This is a genomic window from Cognatishimia sp. (assembly GCF_049116455.1).
Classification (GTDB): Bacteria; Pseudomonadota; Alphaproteobacteria; order Rhodobacterales; family Rhodobacteraceae; genus Cognatishimia.
On the sequence record NZ_JAGDYW010000003.1, the window covers coordinates 852,512 to 869,008 of the forward strand.

Below are 16,497 nucleotides of genomic sequence, written 5' to 3' on the forward strand. Positions count from 1 at the left end.
GATTCTCCATAACTGACCACGGTCATTTTAATAGCGCCAAATATTGACCACGGTCAATATGTAATTTGACCGTGGTCACAAAACATGGCAAAACGCTGGTATGGCAAAGGTTCAAGCACGCACATTAAAAACCCACGCAAAGCTGCTGGAAGCGGCACGCGATATTGTTGCGTCCTCGGGTTACGAGGCGTTACGGGTCGAAGAAGTTGTCCTGCGCGCAGGCGTGGCGAAGGGAACGTTTTTCTCTCATTTTCGAGACAAAGACGCGCTGATGGATCAGTTGATCGGCGAAAAGATCGATGAATTTCTAAATGAAATTGAGACCAAATCCCCACCCCAATCGGTAGAGGAACTTGTCGACATCCTCGTTCCGCTGTCGGAATTCATGACCTGCGAACGCTATGTCTTTGACATTATTTTGCGCTATTCCGGCTCGTTAGCCGAAGACTACATGGGACCGATTGCGAAAACCTTTGAGCGTCACGGGCAGGTATTCGGCGAGTGGCTGGCGGGTGGACCTTTTCGGCGCGATATCGACCCATACCTATTGGCAGAAGGTATTCAGGCCTTTTCAGTCCAAGCGATGGCGCTGAAATTCTGTGCAGCCCATAACACAATACCGATGCGCGATATGCTGCATCGGTATTTCAAAGCTTGGCTAATTGTAGGCTGATGCGCCTTAGGCGGTGCGGCTGATCCGCTCTTCCAGAACATCAAACGGCACGCCCGGCTCATCCTTTGCGTCGCGAATAACCAAAGAGGTTTTCACGCTGGCCACATTCTCTGCTTTCAGCAGGTCCTCAGTGAGGAAGGATTGAAAAGTCGACAGATCCGGCGCCACGCATTTCAGGATGAAATCCACTTCGCCGTTCAGCATATGGCATTCGCGCACAAGCGACCAATCACGGCAAAGTTCTTCGAAGGCAGAGAGGTCGGCTTCGGCCTGGCTGTTCAATCCAACCATGGCAAACACCTGCACTTCAAAACCTAATTCCCGAGAATCCACATCGGCGTGGTAGCCGCGAATAAAGCCTGACTCTTCCAAGGTGCGCACGCGACGCAGGCAAGGAGGAGCAGAGATTCCAACGCGCTTTGCCAGTTCAACATTGGTCATTCGGCCGTCCGCTTGCAGCTCTGCAAGAATTTTACGGTCGATGGGGTCAAGGCGTGTGCCTGGCATGCATTTTCTCCAAGAAATTTGCAGTTGTTATAGCACCAAGTCGTCAATGCGCAATAATGTTTCACGTCTCAGCACGATACTTTCTTTACCATGTGCAAGGCACACCATGATTTGACCGCATAGCCGTCATGTCAGGGGTTTTCGTCCTTGACCTGCACAGCTATATCCGTTGCCTAACGCAATACTGTAAGCACATGGGTGGGATATATGGGCGAGACCAAACACACGAAAGTTCTGATCATCGGATCAGGACCAGCCGGATACACAGCAGGCGTATATGCAAGCCGCGCGATGCTCTCTCCGATCCTTGTGCAGGGCATTGAGCCAGGTGGTCAATTGACGACCACGACCGAAGTGGAAAACTACCCAGGGTTCACCGAAGTCCAGGGCCCGGACCTGATGATCAAAATGCAAGAACACGCGCAAGCGATGGGCTGCGAAATCATCGGCGATATCATCACCGAGCTGGATACAGAAAGCCGTCCGTTTGTCGCTAAAGGTGACAGCGGCACTCTATATACGGCCGATGCTGTGATCCTTGCGACCGGCGCACGCGCCAAATGGCTAGGTCTGGAAAGCGAAGATAAATTCAAAGGCTTTGGTGTATCTGCCTGCGCGACATGCGACGGCTTTTTCTACCGCGGCCAAGAAATCGTTGTGATTGGCGGCGGCAACACGGCTGTCGAAGAAGCACTGTTCCTCACAAACTTTGCGTCTAAAGTCACATTGATCCACCGCCGCGATGAGCTACGCGCTGAAAAGATCCTGCAAAATCGCCTCATGAAGAATGAGAAGATCGAGACGCTCTGGTTCCACGAGCTGGAAGAAGTCGTCGGCACCGAAGCGCCTCTTGGCGTAACTGGTGTTAAAGTGAAACACACGAAAACCGGCGAAGTCTCTGAAATCCCTTGTGCTGGTGTTTTCGTGGCGATTGGCCACGCACCGGCGAACGAGCTGGTAATAGACAAACTTGAGACTCACATGGGCGGCTATGTCGTGACCAAGCCCGGCACAACTGAGACTTCTGTTCCGGGGGTTTTTGCAGCGGGTGATCTGACAGACCATGTCTATCGTCAAGCTGTCACATCGGCCGGAATGGGCTGCATGGCCGCATTGGATGCTGAACGCTTTCTTGCAGAACAAGAATAAGTGAACCCACTTCACGACAAAAGCCTCCCAATCGGGAGGCTTTTTTGATTCCGGTTGCAGGAACGCAACATCGGTTCTTTTCGCAAATATGCCCCATTTTTTTCTTTGTTCAAACGTGAACACATGCAATACGTTCACCCGTGAACAGACATTAAGTCGGGCAGATGACAAACCCAAAGACCAAAACAGACCATGCTGAGGAAGATGTACTCTTCCGACTGCTGCGCCAGATTGATACGGCGCCAGCGGCCTCTCAGCGTGCAATGGCTGAAGCTTTGGGAATCTCATTAGGTCGCCTGAATGCGCTTTTGCGGAATGCTGTCGAAACCGGCTTTATTCAGCTCAGCGAAAAAAACAGCAACGACAAACGCCAACGGGTCGCTTATGCGCTGACCTCAAAGGGCGCCGCCACCAAGGTGAAACTCACAGACGCTTTTCTCACCCGGAAGTTTGCAGAATACGATGCACTGCACGCAGAACTTACCGGCACCACTTCCGGTCTAAATCCTTTAAAATCAAGGGCTAAACTCATGCAATCCAACTTTGCACCCATCCCAGAACTGTATGTCTCTTATGAGAGCGCACAGAAGCTGAAAGTCGAAGCCGCCGACCTGACGAGCCACGACCTATCACCACGCCAGATCTGCGATCTTGAGCTATTGCTGAACGGTGGTTTCAACCCACTGAAGGGCTTTCTAAGCGAAGAAGACTACAACGGCGTTGTTGAAAACATGCGCCTGGCGGATGGCTCCTTATGGCCAATGCCGATCACATTGGACGTGTCTGAGGATTTTGCAGCATCGGTTGAACTTGGCCAGGACATCGCCCTGCGCGACCAAGAGGGCGTGATCCTTGCAACCATGACTGTTACTGACCGCTGGGAGCCAAACAAATCCCGCGAGGCAGAAAAAGTATTCGGCGCAGATGATGACGCGCACCCAGCCGTGAACTACCTGCACAACCAAGCAGGCAAAATCTATCTGGGCGGCCCGATTGTGGGCATCCAGCAGCCTGTGCATTATGATTTTAAAGCGCGCCGCGACACACCCAACGAATTGCGCGCCTACTTCCGCAAAATGGGCTGGCACAAGGTTGTGGCCTTCCAAACCCGCAATCCACTTCACCGCGCGCACCAGGAACTGACGTTCCGGGCTGCGAAAGAAGCGCAGGCTAACCTTCTAATCCATCCAGTTGTAGGCATGACCAAACCTGGTGACGTGGACCACTTTACCCGCGTTCGCTGTTACGAGGCGGTTCTGGATCAATACCCCTCTTCGACCACAAACATGTCGCTCTTGAACCTTGCAATGCGCATGGCCGGTCCACGTGAGGCCGTCTGGCATGGCTTGATCCGCAAAAACCACGGCTGCACGCACTTTATCGTTGGCCGCGATCATGCCGGTCCAGGCAAAAACTCCGCTGGTGAAGATTTCTATGGCCCATATGACGCGCAGGACCTGTTCCGCGCCAATGAAGAAGAAATCGGCATCACAATGGTTGATTTCAAACACATGGTTTACGTGCAGGAACGCGCGCAATACGAACCAAACGACGAGATCGAAGATCGTGACAACGTCACGATCCTAAACATCTCTGGCACAGAACTGCGCCGCCGTTTGGCTGAAGGTCTGGAAATCCCTGAATGGTTCTCATTCCCTGAAGTCGTGTCTGAACTACGCAAAACGAAGCCACCGCGCGCCAAGCAAGGTTTCTCGGTCTTTTTCACAGGCTTCTCCGGTTCTGGGAAATCCACCATCGCAAACGCTTTGATGGTGAAGTTGATGGAAATGGGTGGTCGCCCGGTGACCCTTCTGGATGGCGATATCGTTCGTAAGAACCTGTCATCAGAGCTTGGCTTCTCAAAAGAGCACCGCGACTTGAACATCCGTCGTATTGGCTATGTGGCTTCAGAGATCACCAAAAATGGCGGTATCGCCATATGCGCGCCAATCGCGCCATACGCCACAACGCGCCGTGCAGTGCGTGAAGACATTGAACAATTTGGTGCCTTTGTCGAAATTCACGTCGCAACCGGCATCGAAGAATGTGAACGCCGAGACCGTAAAGGCCTCTATAAACTAGCGCGCGAAGGTAAGATTAAAGAGTTCACCGGTATCTCAGACCCTTACGACGTTCCGGAAAACCCAGAACTGCGCCTAGAGACTGAAAACACCGAGGTCGACCACTGTGCGCATCAGGTGATCCTCAAGCTAGAAAGCATGGGCCTGATCAAAGCCTGATCCCCCAAAATCGGACAAAAAGAAAACGCGACCCAAACGGGTCGCGTTTTTTGTATTCAAACCGTTTTGACGTTGATTTGGGCGGGCTAGTGCACCGTCACCGGCGCATAGTCATTTTCGCGCGCCAAGGCGAAGGCCAACCCACGCTCTTTCACAATAGCCAGTCGCTCACCATCTGCCGCCGCATGTACAGCAAACAACTGGTCTGCGCCCTTAACCTCTTCCTGAAGATCTTCAGGCAAGTCTGCGGCCTTGATTTCGCGAATGTAAACCATGCGCTCGTGGGTCAAGGCATCGATATCGAATTTGCTTTCCATCGATTTACCCCTTTTTAATCTGAATGGTTTGAACAACTGTCTCTGGACGCGAGCGCGTTAGGTCGACATGCAAAAGCCCGTTCTCCATGATCGCCTCACCCACTTCAACACCATCGGCCAACACGAAAGACCGCTGGAACTGGCGCGCAGCGATTCCCCGGTGCAAAAACACCCGGTCCGCGCCGTCCTCAGATTGGCGACCCCGGATCACCAGCTGACGGTCCTCGACCGTAATCGCCAGATCTTCTTCAGCAAAACCAGCAACCGCAAGCGTAATGCGGTAGGAGTGATCTGATGTTTGTTCAATGTTAAAAGGGGGATAGCCTTCGTTTCCAGCCTTCGCCGTGCGCTCCAAAAGGCGCTCCAGCTGCTCAAAACCCAGCATGTGGGGATGTGACCCCAAAGTCATTTTGCTCATCGACACGTCCTTTACGTAAAGCGACCGTGATACATTTGGGCCCCATTGCGGCGACCCGATCCAAGCCAATATGGGCACCCATGCGCACAAGCGCAAGGGCTTTGCTCTTTCAGAACAACAGGCTATCCTAAGCCTAATGATAAGAAACCAGAGGTCCAGATGAACGCACAAGACGATCTGTCTATGAAGACCAATGACGTTCTGCGTGTGGAACTAGAAGTTTTCAAACAAGAGCACCGTGATTTAGATGAAGCCATTTCAGCATTGGTGCAGCGTGGGACCGGCGATCAACTGACGATCCAGCGGTTGAAAAAGCAGAAACTGCGTTTGAAAGACAAAATTGCTCATATCGAAGACCGTTTAACCCCAGATATCATTGCCTAAAGAGGCAATCCCGCTATAGTGCGCGCTCCTTAAAGCGTTTCTCATTTTGCGCTCTGTCGACGCAATTTGCGCAACGCCCGGAACCTACTGAAGTTATGGGCATTTCGGCCTTGGCTTGATCAACAAGCAGCACCCGAAATGCTTTCAAAGAGGCGGATATGACGGACATCAAAGTGGGAATCATCATGGGCAGTCAATCTGACTGGCCCACCATGAAAGAAGCAGCGGACGTGCTGGATGAATTGGGTATTGCCTATGAAAAGAAAATCGTCTCTGCGCACCGCACACCTGACCGCCTCTGGGACTATGGAAAAACCGCCGTTGAACGTGGCTTGCAAGTGATTATTGCTGGTGCTGGTGGCGCAGCCCACCTGCCCGGCATGATGGCTTCAAAAACTCGTGTACCGGTGGTTGGCATTCCTGTGCAAACCCGTGCCCTTTCTGGCGTCGACAGCCTTTATTCCATCTTGCAAATGCCACGCGGCTTTCCCGTTGCCACCATGGCCATCGGTGCCGCCGGAGCCAAGAATGGCGGCCTGATGGCTGCCGGTATTCTGGCCTTGCAAGACGATGCACTTGCAAAGCGCCTTGATGAATGGCGCAACGCCCTTTCAGCCTCTATTGCGGATGAACCTGTCGATGAGTAATCCCCTCCCTCTTGGCAGCACCATTGGTATTCTTGGCGGTGGTCAGCTGGGGCGCATGCTTTCGGTTGCAGCCTCTCGACTGGGCTACAAAAGCCATATCTTTGAACCGGGTGCCAACCCACCTGCGGCACAGGTGGCGGACCAAGTCACAACAGCGGCCTATGAAGACGACGCGGCCCTGTTCGCCTTTGCACAATCCGTCGATGTGATCACCTATGAGTTTGAAAACATTCCAACATCGGCTTTGGATACGCTAGAAACACACCGCATGATCCGTCCAGGCCGCGAGGCCTTACGGATCAGCCAGGATCGGATCACCGAGAAAGAATTCCTGTCAGATCTCGGCCTTGAAGTGGCTCCCTTTTCGGCCGTGCAAACTGCCGAAGAACTGGATGCGGCCCTTGAAACCATCGGCACACCCTCGATCCTAAAAACCCGTCGATTTGGGTATGATGGCAAGGGGCAAGCACGTCTGAATTCGCAAGCAGATGCGACAGCCGCACTGGCCGACATGGCTGGCTCCCCCTCTGTGCTGGAAGGATTTGTGAATTTCAGCCACGAGGTTTCGGTCATTGCTGCGCGCGGCGCAAATGGCGAAGTGGCCTGCTTTGATCCCGGTGAAAACGTCCATGTCGGGGGCATTCTGCGCACAACCACCGTACCTGCCAACCTGGCTGGCAGCAAACGCATGGATGCGGTGTTGATCGCGTCTAAGATCCTGAACGCGCTTGATTATGTCGGCGTGATGGGGGTCGAGCTTTTCGTCACGGCCAAAGGCCTTGTTGTGAACGAGATCGCACCACGTGTGCATAACTCTGGCCACTGGACCCAAAACGGCTGCGCGGTGGATCAATTCGAGCAGCATATCCGCGCTGTTGTTGGCCTGCCGCTTGGGGATGGCAAACGTCATTCTGATGTGGTGATGGAAAACCTGATTGGTGAAGATATGGACCGCGTGCCAGAGCTTTTGAAAGAGCCACATGTGGCCGTTCACCTATACGGCAAAGCCGAAGCAAAAGCGGGTCGTAAGATGGGGCACATAAACCGGATCGCGCCAAACGCTTAAACCTGCAACGCGGCGGGTCCGATGTCGGCCCATCTTGGCACGCCCCTGCCCCGCCGCCTTGAAACGATAGTCTCGAGTCTTAGCCCCGATGACTAGGCCAGCAATCGCTGCGCCACGCCGCCGGTCAAATGGGAAAACTGCCCCGCAACCATCGTGGCCTCGATCCGGCGTGTTTTTGGATTGAGTACAATCAGGTCAGCCCGTTTCCCAACGTCCAATCGCCCACGATCAGTCAAGCCGAGCATTTCTGCTGGCCCTTCAGAAACCAATGCCCAAGCGACTTCCAATGGGACAATGCAATCATCGATGAGACGAAACACCGCCTGCTTCATTGCAGGATAGTGGTAGTCAGATGCTAACGCATCGCAATGACCGGCCGCGATCACATCTGCAGCTGAAACCTTACCAGAATGCGATCCACCACGCACAACGTTTGGCGCGCCCAAAATAACCTTCCCGCCAGAATGCTTTGCAGATTGCGCGGTTTCAAACGTCTCTGGGAATTCAGAAATAGAAACACCCATGTCCTGAAATGTCGCGCGCACATCTGGATTCGCGTCATCATGGCTGCCCAGTTTAAGTCCCCTCGCCAAAAGGCGTTTTGCAAGCGCCTGCAGCGCTTCTGGCACCAAATCGGACTGCGCATGCAAGGCCTTTAACAACTCTAGATGCACCTCAGGGCTGCGGCCACTTTTAAGCGCTTGCCCGGTGTGACGTGGCGGGCGCTTGCCTTTGTTCAACGCGTCATGTGGCAGGTGATCGTTAAAGACCACATATGGCACGTCGTGGCCTTGAACGAGGCTCTCGAAGGCTTGGTAATCTTCAAGCAAATGCGTTTCAAACCGCAGTTGCACACGCGTATCTGTCAACATCTCGCTGGAGCCATGCGCCTTCAAAAACCGTTTGGCGAAATCGGGCCCACGCATGCCACCTTCCCAGCTATAAAACTGGGCCAAGGTTGCGGTCGCGATTCCATTTGCCGCAAGCTCTGCATCCGCAGACATCAGCCCCTGCCCAAGATCTCTCAACGCGCCCCGCCGCGGAGCCAAATGACGTTCAAATCCGTCACCATGGATATCCACCATCGCTGGCAGGACCCAATATCCAGAGAGGTCCACACAGCGAGAATCCAAATCAGCGCAGAGGTGTGATTCATTGATGCAAACTGTTTCCTGCACCAAACCAGTGGCGCGCAGAACCTCGGCATTTTCCAATTTCAATTGCATTTTGTGACCTCACAAGCTGCCTTTCGTGCAGGTCACGATCAGATAGAGCAAAACCCAAGCAAGGCAAAGCCAATCACGAAGCCTTGCTTTGAAAAGTGGATGGAAGATCAGCTAGTGGTCGGCTCAATGGGCGGAATACGGTCATTCGCTGCATCTGGGAAAGCAATTAGTCCGATCTCTGAAAGCGGTCATTCAAAGTCTAAAGGCAAGTTCAGTAAGGCAGCAGCATCCGTATTTTTGCTTCGTAGTGCGACCCGCTTTAGGCAGACCGAAGGCATGTATATGTACTCCGGTCAAAAGATAGGCCTTCGAAGCACTTGCAGCTCAACGATAGATATTTTTTATCACCCATAGAAAAACAAACAATTTGATTGGTTGTCAGAAGTCCCTCAGTTTCACCGCTCATGGGGCGATTGATAAAATTTTTTTTGGTCGCTCGCAGAATCTGGGAGGAGTCCAAATGTCAAATCGAACCGAAAATGTTCGGCAGATTGAGAAACCGACGCTGTTGTTTGCGCTGGTACCTTTGCTGCTGACGATCGCTCTTGTAGCGGTTCAAGTCTTCTACTTTGGGGATGTATCTCCCCACGTGCCGTTGATTATCGGCGTTCTACTAACCGCAGCCTTTGGTTGGCGTCGAGGGTACCGCTGGAAAGATATGCAGGATGGCATGTTCAATGTGATCCACGTAGCTCTACCAGCCATTTTCATTCTTTATACCATCGGGATGATTATCGGCGCTTGGATCCAAGCGGGGACCGTGCCTGTCATGATTTATTATGGGCTACTGATTCTTGATCCCGGCTACTTCCTATTCGCGGCCTGTATCATTTGTTCGATAGTTTCGGTGGCAACGGGGACAAGCTGGGGCACAACTGGTACGATGGGTCTTGCCCTGATCGGTATTGGTGAAGGTCTTGGTGTTCCAATGAACATGACAGCAGGTGCAGTCGTCTCCGGTGCATTCTTCGGGGACAAAATGTCACCACTTTCGGATACGACTAACTTCTCGCCGGCGGTTGTTGGGTCAAATCTGTTCACTCACATCCGCAACATGATGCCTGTCACTATCCCTGCCATGCTTCTGGCGCTTGCCGCTTACCTTTACTTTGGCATAAGCTTTGCTGACGGCAACATTGATCAGGCGAAACTGGACCTGACGGTCAACACGCTTCAGTCCGAGTTTAATCTGAACGCTTTGGTACTGCTACCAGCCGTTGTTGTTACATTCCTTGCGATCAAAAAAATGCCTGCTTTGCCGGGGCTGTTCTCTGGTGTAATCGTCGGGGCTTTGTGCGCCATTTTCATTCAAGGTGCAGGCGTCCATGAGATCTTCAACACAATCCTGAACGGTTACAAATCCGAAACAGGTATTTCTGAAGTTGACAGCCTTCTATCCAAAGGCGGCATCATGTCGATGAACTGGACAGTAACGCTAATCCTGATCGCACTTGCTTTTGGTGGGCTTCTGGAAGCGACCCGTTGTCTGGAGACAATTCTGGACTCGATCCTGAAGTTTGCCAGAACACAAGCGCGCCTGCTACTTTCGTCACTGGCGTCTGTATTTGGTATCCATATTGCGACCGGTGACGTGTTCCTCGCCATGGCACTTCCAGGGCGTATGTTTGCTCCAGCGTTCCGCGGCAAAGGTATCCACACAACTGCCCTGTCACGTACTATGGAAGACGCCGGAACATTGACCGCACCTCTCATTCCATGGAGTGCCGGTGGTGTGTTTGTTGCGAGCACGCTTGGCGTCGCAACGCTTACCTATCTGCCTTGGGCCATTGCTTGTTGGGCTTCTTTGCTGATCGACATTACCTACGCGATCACAGGGTTGTTCATTCCAAAAGCCACTGAAGAAGACGTGGCCGAATGGCAGGACCGCGACGAGACCGTACTAATCGACGGCGTCATGGTGCCAGGTAGCCAAGTCGAGCCAAGCGCGTTGAAGCTTTAATAAATGAAATGGGTCGAGGCCAAATGGCCTCGACCATCATTAAAGGATTACGAAACATGACAAAGCGCATTCTCATACCGGTGGATCTCCATCAAGAAGCCGATGGTGCATATTTACTGGAAGAGGCCGTGAAATTCGCTCAGGCGACAAACGGCAAATTGATCCTTCTTAACGTCGTTGACATAGATTTTGACAGCTCCATGGTCGACCGTTTTGATGACGTAAAAGACCAATATGCCAAAACCGCTAAGCAAAAACTTCGCGATGTCGCATCCAGACGTGTCCCTGACGATCTGATTGAAGACATCAAAGTCACGAGCGGGCGATCCTATTCAAAAGTTGTCGACGCCGCCAGGGATCTTAACGTCGATCTAATCATCATGGCCGCCCACAAATTGGATATGGCCGAATACATGCTCGGTATGACGGCGGCACGCGTTGTACGCCATGCGCACTGCTCTGTCATGGTCGTACGTAACGCTTAGGAGACCCCCATGAAACCCCTCACTATTCGTCTTGGTATTGATATCGGGGCACGTTTACCGATGGTGACTTCTGAATTTATAAAAGAGAAAGGTGTCGGTGGCCTCAGGAAACACCGACTTCAGGCAAGGACACAGCCTTGTCCAATTACGTTCCAGGCGCGTGGGGACGACGTGCCCTAGCTCTTTTTTGTAGAGCACGGGCAGAGAGCTGCCGCTCTCTACGATTGCGCCCCGCTGCATTCGAAAGGCACAAGGCTGCCATTCGTGAACCTCGAGGCGAATAGCTGGAATGAGCCCCGTTAATACATACCATCGCTCGCTATCGAGCCTCTCTTATTGTCGCGGCGCGGCGTCACATTGTTCGGGACCACGCGAACAATGTGAGTGCGGCCCTATTTCTAGAAAAGCATGATAGCGTCATGAATTTACCCACTTCACCGGGCGATCTGTCCCAAAGTCGTTCAAGCGGGTATAGAGTGTCAGGTTGTCTTGATCTGCGAGATGTTTCGATGAACGCCAAGTCTTTCCGGGCAATGCGCGCGGATATCCATCAATCTTTCTACAGTCTCGATTGCGGCGAAACTGAACCTCGCGCCTAGACTGACCTTTAGCGGCTGCAGACCGCCTCAAGCGCGTTCAGCAAATTTTCAATTTGCGTCTGTTTGTGTTTAGCACTGATACCCAAACGCAGCATCGCCGCGTTGCCAGGGCTGGCGGGCGGTAAGATGAGATTGGTATAGAACCCCGCCTCGATGAGGTGATGCCAGATCGCGACGGTTTGCTCCGGCCCACCGACCGAAACCGAAAATACCGGGCCTGGCATGAAGTCATGCTTGCCGTAGATATTCAGCATTCTTTGTCGGACCTGGTCACATCGCGCCCGTAGGTCTTTTCGCAGTTCATCGCCTTGCGCGATGGAAACATCGAGACCCTTTGACACCGCAGCAAGCGTTGCTGGTGGTAAAGCGGCGCTGAACACATAGCTCACACTCAGGAAGCGCAAAAGGTCGAACTCGGCAGACTTGAATGTTGCAAAGCCACCAATTGAACCAAGTGCCTTGCTGAATGTGCCCGTGATAATATCGACCTCGGATAACACACCGCAATCCTCGGCGACACCCAGGCCTTTGCAACCAATGGTGCCGAAAGAATGAGCTTCATCGACCATCATAGTGAACGGGCGGATGCCGCGAAGAGCCAAAATATCCTTCAGCGGCGCGACCGTGCCAGACATGGAATACAAACCATCAACCACGACGAGCCAATTGCCTTCTTCATTCGCATATCTTTCAAAGCGCGACATCAGATGGCCCACATCATTGTGCCTAAATCGGGTCATTTGCGTGCCGCTCAGGCGCACACCCTCGTAGAGGCTCGCATGACATTCTTCATCAACGAATATGCGCTGGAATTGTTCGCCCATACCTCCGAGGAGCGAGGCATTTGCCCCAAACCCTGTGCTGAAAATCATACTGCACGGGCGTTGATATAGGTCGCTGATCTGCTGCTCGACTTTCAGACTTAGCGATTGTGTGCCCCCCGCCAGCCGTGACGCGGTTGCCCCGGTTCCATAGATGTCAATCGCTTGCTTTGCGGCAGCGACGACGTCGGGTTGATGACTTGTGCCCAGATAGTTGTTCGTACCGAAATTGATGACCTCACGCCCTGCATGTTTCAAAATGGTTGGATCAGGCGTGGCATCGAGCACCATACCCAATGGAAGTTCCTCGAAGCCAGCAAAAAGGTCGGCCTGTTGATCAAGACGCCGTAACTTCCGTGCAGTGTCCAAAAGGCCTTCCAAGCGTGCGCCCTCTACCAATTTCTTGAAGTCAGACGCAGATTTATTACGCCATTGGGCGTGGAAGTTTTCGTTGGGCATCAAGAATGCTTAGCCTCAGGGAATTTGTCGTTCTGTTCATTCTTACGTAAAGCGCGCGCTATGGAAAGCCCCGTGCTTTCGATTGTGCCTGGGAATGCATGCTTCCGAGCCCGAAAAACCTCCTCGGCTTTATTCGTATGTTGAATGAGCGTTCAGCATCTTTGCCATATCCAAGTTGAAATGCATGATCAGGTTTCGTAGGTTCGTATCGTTACCTCCCTCCGAAATATTCTGTTGCGAAAGTTTCTCGCCATTCCAGTACGGGATGGACGCATATTTATCTGGTATTTCTGTCACTTGGACGCACTTCGTCCCCATCCGCAACGACATAACTTTCAGCCAAAGATCATCGCTGGTTTCGCAGATTTCGCGGAACAGATCAGCATTCGTCACGTCGGGATGCAGGGCGCTAGGGGGATATAAAACTCCGCCGACCCCCATCGGCAACAGTGCCGGCGAGGGCCTAGTAACTGAGGTTTCAGGCCATTCGACGTAACGCGCCACCTGATTTTCAGGTGTTAACACAATCTCGCGCGATCGATTGCAGATGATGCACTTCGGATGAGATTCAGCTTTCTTCACCAACCCTTCTAACCAATTTCTTGGGTAAATCTTGTCATCGTCACATGTCACGATTGTTTTCTCGGGAAAATCTTGGAGCGCGTGGTAAATTTTGTTCAGTGATCTGACATTCGTATCCACAAAGCGGATCTGAAACCGATCTCCGACCAGTGATTGCAATTTGGGTGGGACCTCGCTGCTCATTTCACGCGGCAGATAAAGAACAAGGGAATCTGGCTGCATGCTTTGGGACAAGAGACTCTTGATACAAGTATGCAGTTTCTGGAAACGCGGGGTGAAGCTGGTCAGGCTGACAACAACACTCTCTGCTCGGCGCACCGGCCTACGTAAGACGCGCGCTAAGCCTTTGCGGACATGCCATTTGAGCAAAGCTGGGCCATAGGCGATATGTTCGCGCAGATCAGTCGCGAATGCGTCAACCCGGCATCGTCTGGACAGACTTAATTGGGGGCAATCCTGGGTATTGGGCGCAGGCGCTTCTTCGATTTTACGCGCCAATTTGGCAACGCCTTCCGGTGAAATCTGATAACGTACATGGGCTACATCGCAGCCCTCACGCATGGCTTTCGCGAGTTGTTTTTCCGTTTGAAGTCGCCTGACCTCTCCACCCAAAAGACCGATTTGGTCTCGGTGTTTAAAAAACAGTCCCTTCCAAAGCACATTTTGATTGCGCGGGTGAATATCAGCGAGGTGGCTGAGCTCATTCCGTGCCAAATCCAGCCAATCATCAAAAAACTGCCGAACAAATTCCGAATTATGCATGGCAATAAAGCCAGCATTCGGCAGTCGCTTTGTTCGGTACTCAACAGCTGCCTCTTTATTAAGCGGCAATTCGATTGGACCATTGCGAGTTGTATCGGGCGAAAACACCATCGCGTTCGAGGAAAACCGCTTCATTATGGCATTGATCGAAAGATCCGGATTGCAGACATAGGTGTCGGCATCCACGAGCGTCACGATCTCGGCGGTGCTTTTTGCCAAATGCTGGCGCACCATTTCAATTTTGCTCCAATTGACATGCATGTCCGGAATGAGCCGCTCTGAATATCGAAAATAATTGTATCCCTTGCGATCGCAATAGGCCGCCCAAAGAGCGCTTGAATGCTGCGCGTAATGATCAATTTCTGGCGTTGCCAACATGATGACATCGCAGCTTTTTTTATGACTACTCATAAACCTATAGGCTCCTTGGTCTCTGTTGCAGTAAACGCGCTGGCCGTAGCCGGTTCGACCAACCCATTTTCAACCCGCAAAATGCTGTCGGCGATCGACGTCCATGCCGGACGATGGGTAACGGCCAAAATTGTCAGCATACCGCTTAGGTCTTTGATGTTTGCACATATCGCCATTTCAGTTTCCGGATCGAGTGCGCTGGTAACCTCATCAAGGAGGAGCATCTTAGGTTCAGTGACAAGCGCGCGCGCCAACGCAAGACGCTGCCGCTCGCCACCTGAGAACCGTGTTCCCATTTCGCCGGCATTTGTCTCAAGCCCATGGGGCAGGCCATCTACGAAAGTATCAGCGCCCGCCAAGTGCAGCGCCTTTCTAATCTGTGCATCGGTGATATCAGGGTCGCCCAGCGTGATATTCTCGCGCAATGTGCCGTGTAAAAGCGTTGTTTCTTGCGGGACATACCCGATCATTTGGCGCAAACGGCCAAGGTTGATCTCTGTCAGCGGGATATCGTCAAATAGAACCCGCCCCGCATCCGGTTGATAGAGCCCAAGCAACAGGTCGATCAGGGTCGATTTGCCCGCCCCAGATGGACCGATCAACACAGTGATTTCATTGGCGGCGACCTTAAAGTTCGCGTTTTTGATGATCAGTGTGCCATCAAATCCAAAGGAAACCGCTTCGAAGGTACAATCTCGTTCGATGCGTGGCACTTTGTGCCCCGAACGTTTTTCTTGCATGGCTTCTAATTGCTCAACCTGTTTCTGCGCGCTCCAATAGGCAGCCTCGGCACCAGCGACCTGCTGTAGGCAACGCTGGCTCTGCTTTAGCGTTTCGATGGCCCGTATGGAAAGAATGCCCATAATGGCCAATTCCGAAAACGGAATTTCCAGCCAAACATTCGCAATATAGATCCCGATCAAAAGCGTGCCGACGAGAAACGCATCGCTGATCGTATAAACGGTGTTCCCTAATATGGATATGCGTCGGCCAGAGGCCCGTATCTGCCGGTTTTGTTCTTGAATGTGCGCCTCAATATGTGCCTGGCGTTCCATGGCGACAATCGGCTTTATATTGGTCAATGTGTCCGAAAGAGAAGTCGAAAGGGCCGAAAAGCTCTCGGTCTGGCGTTTGCCTAAAATGCGTGTGCGTTTCACCAGAAAGCCAAAACACAGATAGAACCCGAAGCCGACGACAATGCCGATTATGGTCAACCCAAGTGAGACCAGTACAGCAGCGGCAAGGTAAAAAAATGCTTGTATAGAGTAGCTGAACAAACGCGCCGACTGGCGGTAGGCCACGACAGCCCGGCTTGTATTATTAACAATTTCATTGGTGAGCTGCCCGGCTTTGCGCCGCACAAGAAATCGCCAATTCGCGCTGAAAAGGAGCGTTAAAAGTTTTGTGCGAAGGCGCGCAGAAACATCAATTTCGGCAAAACTTGTAATGTTCAGCGCAAGATAAGACAGGCCGTATTTGGCGATAAACAGGATAACGAGAAACACAATGAGCTCGCGATTTCCCGACTCCAACCCCACAGTTGAAAGGGCGCCTAGTGCGATCTGGGCCAGTCTGGATTGTTCCCCTTCAATCGTGGTTGAAAACAGCGGTAACAACGCGCCGATGCCAATGATCTCTAGCGCGCTCGCCAGAACCAGGGCCATAAGCACAAGAAACGGTTTCGAGCCCTCGGCGTGGAAGAAGATCTTGAATGCGCTGCCCATCGTTTCCTTGCAATCCGTCTTATTGCAGTTCTTCCGCGTGAACTTGCCCTACAAAGCCGGATTTTGC

Annotated in this window: 15 protein-coding genes; 8 read left to right on the top strand and 7 right to left on the bottom strand. The window is 52.3% G+C overall.

All coding sequences use genetic code 11. From position 1 onward, the window contains the following. Positions 1 to 100 precede the first annotated feature (100 nt). Positions 101 to 673, top strand: coding sequence for a TetR/AcrR family transcriptional regulator (locus tag JXQ85_RS09225; protein WP_421748606.1), 573 nt, complete (start codon positions 101 to 103; stop codon positions 671 to 673). A 6-nt stretch (positions 674 to 679) separates the two neighbouring features. Here JXQ85_RS09225 and JXQ85_RS09230 read toward each other — a convergent pair whose 3' ends face one another. Beyond that, positions 680 to 1,180 (bottom strand): Lrp/AsnC family transcriptional regulator, encoded by a 501-nt coding sequence (locus tag JXQ85_RS09230; RefSeq protein ID WP_421748607.1) that lies wholly within the window; start codon positions 1,178 to 1,180, stop codon positions 680 to 682. 207 nt (positions 1,181 to 1,387) lie between these two features. On the opposite strand from JXQ85_RS09230, the gene trxB reads away from it, so the two are divergent. Together trxB and JXQ85_RS09240 are read left to right on the top strand one after the other, a co-directional pair. Beyond that, positions 1,388 to 2,329 carry a thioredoxin-disulfide reductase gene (trxB, locus tag JXQ85_RS09235; RefSeq protein WP_421748608.1) on the top strand — a complete coding sequence of 314 codons (942 nt, stop codon included), beginning with the start codon at positions 1,388 to 1,390 and terminating at the stop codon, positions 2,327 to 2,329. 164 nt (positions 2,330 to 2,493) lie between these two features. Then, the gene (locus JXQ85_RS09240) at positions 2,494 to 4,569 is read left to right on the top strand and encodes a bifunctional sulfate adenylyltransferase/adenylylsulfate kinase (protein WP_421748609.1); all 2,076 of its coding nucleotides are present in this window, start codon (positions 2,494 to 2,496) and stop codon (positions 4,567 to 4,569) included. An 86-nt stretch (positions 4,570 to 4,655) separates the two neighbouring features. Here the strand turns inward: JXQ85_RS09240 and JXQ85_RS09245 are convergent, their stop codons facing one another. After that, complete coding sequence (locus tag JXQ85_RS09245; protein WP_421748610.1) at positions 4,656 to 4,886, bottom strand: DUF1150 family protein; 231 nt, start codon at positions 4,884 to 4,886, stop codon at positions 4,656 to 4,658. 4 nt (positions 4,887 to 4,890) lie between these two features. Beyond that, the gene (locus tag JXQ85_RS09250; protein WP_421748611.1) at positions 4,891 to 5,304 is read right to left on the bottom strand and encodes an Hsp20 family protein; all 414 of its coding nucleotides are present in this window, start codon (positions 5,302 to 5,304) and stop codon (positions 4,891 to 4,893) included. Positions 5,305 to 5,463: 159 nt separating this feature from the next. Between JXQ85_RS09250 and JXQ85_RS09255 the strand changes: the two genes are divergently transcribed. The 3 genes from JXQ85_RS09255 to JXQ85_RS09265 all read left to right on the top strand — a co-directional run bounded on the left by JXQ85_RS09255 (position 5,464) and on the right by JXQ85_RS09265 (position 7,401). Beyond that, a complete protein-coding gene (locus JXQ85_RS09255) occupies positions 5,464 to 5,688 on the top strand; it encodes a YdcH family protein (RefSeq protein WP_421748612.1) in 225 nt (74 codons plus the stop codon). Positions 5,689 to 5,846: 158 nt separating this feature from the next. After that, positions 5,847 to 6,335 (top strand): 5-(carboxyamino)imidazole ribonucleotide mutase, encoded by a 489-nt coding sequence (gene purE, locus JXQ85_RS09260; protein WP_421748613.1) that lies wholly within the window; start codon positions 5,847 to 5,849, stop codon positions 6,333 to 6,335. Further along, positions 6,328 to 7,401 carry a 5-(carboxyamino)imidazole ribonucleotide synthase gene (locus JXQ85_RS09265; protein WP_421748614.1) on the top strand — a complete coding sequence of 358 codons (1,074 nt, stop codon included), beginning with the start codon at positions 6,328 to 6,330 and terminating at the stop codon, positions 7,399 to 7,401. Before purE ends, JXQ85_RS09265 begins: the two co-directional genes overlap by 8 nt. A gap of 92 nt (positions 7,402 to 7,493) precedes the next feature. On the opposite strand, the gene JXQ85_RS09270 is transcribed toward JXQ85_RS09265, so the two are convergent. Further along, positions 7,494 to 8,627, bottom strand: a complete 1,134-nt coding sequence (locus tag JXQ85_RS09270) for an alpha-D-ribose 1-methylphosphonate 5-triphosphate diphosphatase (RefSeq protein WP_421748615.1) — start codon at positions 8,625 to 8,627, stop codon at positions 7,494 to 7,496. A 460-nt stretch (positions 8,628 to 9,087) separates the two neighbouring features. Between JXQ85_RS09270 and nhaC the strand changes: the two genes are divergently transcribed. Then, complete coding sequence (nhaC, locus tag JXQ85_RS09275; protein ID WP_421748616.1) at positions 9,088 to 10,587, top strand: Na+/H+ antiporter NhaC; 1,500 nt, start codon at positions 9,088 to 9,090, stop codon at positions 10,585 to 10,587. A gap of 56 nt (positions 10,588 to 10,643) precedes the next feature. After that, a complete protein-coding gene (locus JXQ85_RS09280) occupies positions 10,644 to 11,072 on the top strand; it encodes a universal stress protein (protein ID WP_421748617.1) in 429 nt (142 codons plus the stop codon). Between the two features lie 607 nt (positions 11,073 to 11,679). On the opposite strand, the gene JXQ85_RS09285 is transcribed toward JXQ85_RS09280, so the two are convergent. The 3 genes from JXQ85_RS09285 to JXQ85_RS09295 all read right to left on the bottom strand — a co-directional run bounded on the left by JXQ85_RS09285 (position 11,680) and on the right by JXQ85_RS09295 (position 16,430). After that, positions 11,680 to 12,951, bottom strand: coding sequence for an aminotransferase class I/II-fold pyridoxal phosphate-dependent enzyme (locus JXQ85_RS09285; RefSeq protein WP_421748618.1), 1,272 nt, complete (start codon positions 12,949 to 12,951; stop codon positions 11,680 to 11,682). A gap of 129 nt (positions 12,952 to 13,080) precedes the next feature. Then, positions 13,081 to 14,706, bottom strand: a complete 1,626-nt coding sequence (locus JXQ85_RS09290) for a glycosyltransferase (protein WP_421748619.1) — start codon at positions 14,704 to 14,706, stop codon at positions 13,081 to 13,083. Then, complete coding sequence (locus tag JXQ85_RS09295; protein ID WP_421748620.1) at positions 14,703 to 16,430, bottom strand: ABC transporter ATP-binding protein; 1,728 nt, start codon at positions 16,428 to 16,430, stop codon at positions 14,703 to 14,705. The genes JXQ85_RS09290 and JXQ85_RS09295 overlap by 4 nt, the downstream gene beginning before the upstream one ends. Positions 16,431 to 16,497 lie beyond the last annotated feature (67 nt).